This window comes from Methanobrevibacter sp. (assembly GCF_045646045.1).
In the GTDB taxonomy this organism is placed as follows: domain Archaea; phylum Methanobacteriota; class Methanobacteria; order Methanobacteriales; family Methanobacteriaceae; genus Methanocatella.
Genome location: NZ_JAZRJY010000153.1, coordinates 1 through 3206 on the forward strand (window position 1 = coordinate 1; position 3206 = coordinate 3206).

Sequence of the window (3206 nt, forward strand, 5' to 3'; positions counted from 1 at the left end):
TCTTTAACCTCACCAATCAGCAAGGGCGAATTAGGATTATGCAACTTCTGGTTCCTTTTGCCAGCTTCATCTTATTGTTGGTATAATAGTATCCAAATTATCTACTACGAATTCAAATCTTGTTTCATTTTTCAAAGTAAAATAAATTTTGATTTAAGTTTATTTTTATTTACACGGATTATAATATTGTTTTTTGATTATACATAGATTTATATAATGTTAATTTTAAATTACTAATTAATTTATTTCTTTACGATTATTTAACCCTAAGAAACCATTTGAAAAAATAGTATTCTATATAAAACTATTTAATAAATAAATAAAAAATAGTATTATATTTTTCAGTATATTGAAAAGTAAATAATAAAATTAATATTGTTTTCAGTCAAATGAAAATTAATATGAAAATTAGAAATAAATTTCAAACCAATGAAATTCAAAATATAAATATGGAAGTACAAAAATCAAATTAACCTTTGTTGTGCATCAATATGACTCATGAAATAGTTGTACCGCATATCAAAAATATGAAAAACATTACTTATCACTAAATTTCGTTAAAAAACTTTGCTGATTAGAAATTTTTTATGAAAATTAGTTTAAAATTGTTTATTCTATTTAAAATAGTTAATTATATCTAACTATGGCAACATTGACAAAAATATTAATTAATGATGAAAAAGATACTATTAAGATGTAAAATTAAGTGTAATTTGGTTTTAGACATGTCTTATATTTATATTGATGAAAGTGGAGATTTAGGGACTAAAAAAGGTAGTTCAAAGTATTTTGTCATAGCAGCGATCAAAGTTGAGGATTCTAAAAAGCTAGACAAAATAATCAAGAAAACCAGACGAAATTTTAAAAAGAAAATGTTGACTTCAAATGAAATCAAAGGAGGAAATCTCCCATATGAATTAAAAATTAAAATCCTTGAAAAATTAAAAAATATTGATTATGAAATTTTCATAATCGTTTTTGACAAAGCAAACAGATATAAAATAGGATATGATGACAATAAAAAAGCATATGATATCTTAGCATCAAGATTAGCTAAATTAATTAAGATTGATAAACCCACTTTCATCTTTATCGATAAATCAAAAAACAAACAAAAAGAAATAGATGATTTCAATCAAATCTTTTTAAACCATTTAAACAATATTCAAAAACAGCCTATTAAAATAGAACACGCTGATTCAATGCATTACAAAGGCTTGCAGATGGCTGATTTGATTTCATGGTCAACTTTTCAAAATTTTGAAAATAATAATCCTGAATTTTTAGATATGGTTAAAAACAAAGTTGTAAAAATAGTATGTGAAAATTAGTGTATTTGATGAATGATAGAAGAACCCATATACCACCTAATTCGCCCCTCGTCGAGACAAGGATATACGGGCTGAACTTCAAAAGAAGTTTTTACCTTCTATAAAATTCAATTAATAGTATGTACACTATTACATATAAACATATTGTCTGAAAACTTACACATAAAATTTTATAACAAAGTTGATTGAAAAGTACGTGTAAGTGGTAGAACTTTTTCATGAGTTTCAATATAGCTGGGTTCATTGACTTCCTTTACAACATCACCATCTTTAACCTCACCAACCAATAGTGGTGAATCCGGATTATGCAATTTCTGATTCCTTTTAACTAACTGCATATTACTGTTGACATAACACACTTTAAATTATCTACTACTTTTAGTGAAATTTGTTCTATACCATACGAACAAAAAATGATTGAAAACTTGAATGAAATAGAAGAGGTTTGAAAACTTCTTTTATTTTAAATTTTTGACTGATTTCAACTATTGATTAAATTTATTTTTTGAAAAATTATTTTAATAGCCGTGTAAAAAAATACTAAAAATATGAAGCGTCTTTTTAATTAAAACCAAGAATGTGATTATTTCCCAATAATAACCTGTTGATATGCACATCAAAAAGGTTATTGATTGATGTTTGTAAGTAACCAACAACAAAAAATGTGAATTAATGGCAGTTAAAATTATGGAAAAAGTTATTGATTACCTACTTTTTAGAGACAAAATTTTTTATGTTTTGATTTGAGACAATTAATGATTAGCCATATCTCTATGACCAATCATTCGTGTTTCACGTAAAACCAAATCATATTCCAGAACTTCCTTCCTGGACATTATCCATTTCGGTCTTTTGATTTAACAGCAATTGATTAATCCAACCAGATGCCCAATCGGACAAATCATCATTATCAAATGGGGTTGGCAGGAATTTGTTCTTATTAGCAATTACCTTACGAGCTAGCTCTCTGTACACTTCAGCTTGCAGAGAATCCGGTGCCCCTTCAATTGTTGTCACTCCATCCAACTCACAACGTGTTACAGTAGGAGACCTTGGAACAAACTGAATTACGTCACTGTTTGTTTTTTCAGTGAAATCTTTTATCATATCTTCTTGGAGGGAAGATTTAATGGAATTTCCTATAACTCCACCCAACAATGCACCACCATTATTAGAATATTTTAAGATACCTTTAAACAGATTATTTACCGCATAAATGGCCATGTAGTCAGATGAAGTAACTGTATATACCTGATCTGCAATTCCCTTACGGATAGGCATTGCAAAACCTCCACATACAACATCACCCAAAACATCATAAATGATAATGTCGGGATCGTATTCATCGATGATACCGTTTGTATTCAACAATTCAATAGCCGCAATGATTCCTCTTCCGGCACAACCTACACCAGGTTCGGGACCACCCGCTTCAATACAGTAAATTCCATTGTATCCTTCATGGACAAGATTATCCAAATCACTTGATCTTTTTCTTACGGTATCCAATACTGTTGGAATGGACTTACCTTTTCTTAATGTTGTTGTTGAATCGTTTTTAGGGTCACAACCTATCTGCATTACACTATACCCCAAATCAGACAATGCTGCGGATAAGTTTGAAGTTGTGGTGGATTTACCGATACCACCTTTTCCATAAATTGCTATTTGTTTTGGCACAATAATTACCTCCTTTAATTTTTTTTATAACGGACCTACAAATCCACTTACTACATCTTCCACTACAGTTAATCCACCGTCATATCCACCATAATGCTTTGCCAGAACAGACCTGTTATATATTGGATATGAAATCGGAATGTGCAAAGCATTATAATCCTCAATTGAAGTTGGAGCCTCTATCGAACTGGAAAA

The 3206-nt window shown here is 29.2% G+C and carries 3 protein-coding genes; 1 reads left to right on the forward strand and 2 read right to left on the reverse strand.

All coding sequences use genetic code 11. The features are described from left to right. The first annotated feature begins 725 nt into the window (after positions 1-725). Positions 726-1331, forward strand: a complete 606-nt coding sequence (locus tag ACKI5C_RS10355; RefSeq protein WP_407433035.1) for a DUF3800 domain-containing protein — start codon at positions 726-728, stop codon at positions 1329-1331. 170 nt (positions 1332-1501) lie between these two features. Here the strand turns inward: ACKI5C_RS10355 and ACKI5C_RS10360 are convergent, their stop codons facing one another. Then, positions 1502-1669 (reverse strand): hypothetical protein, encoded by a 168-nt coding sequence (locus ACKI5C_RS10360; protein ID WP_407433036.1) that lies wholly within the window; start codon positions 1667-1669, stop codon positions 1502-1504. Between the two features lie 469 nt (positions 1670-2138). Next, positions 2139-3011 (reverse strand): AAA family ATPase, encoded by an 873-nt coding sequence (locus ACKI5C_RS10365; RefSeq protein WP_407433037.1) that lies wholly within the window; start codon positions 3009-3011, stop codon positions 2139-2141. Positions 3012-3206 lie beyond the last annotated feature (195 nt).

Bases quoted from the DNA above. Each gene is read 5' to 3' on its own strand.
- ACKI5C_RS10355 (WP_407433035.1), top strand. From the start codon at position 726: ATGTCTTATATTTATATTGATGAAAGTGGAGATTTAGGGACTAAAAAA.
- ACKI5C_RS10360 (WP_407433036.1), bottom strand. From the start codon at position 1,669: ATGCAGTTAGTTAAAAGGAATCAGAAATTGCATAATCCGGATTCACCA.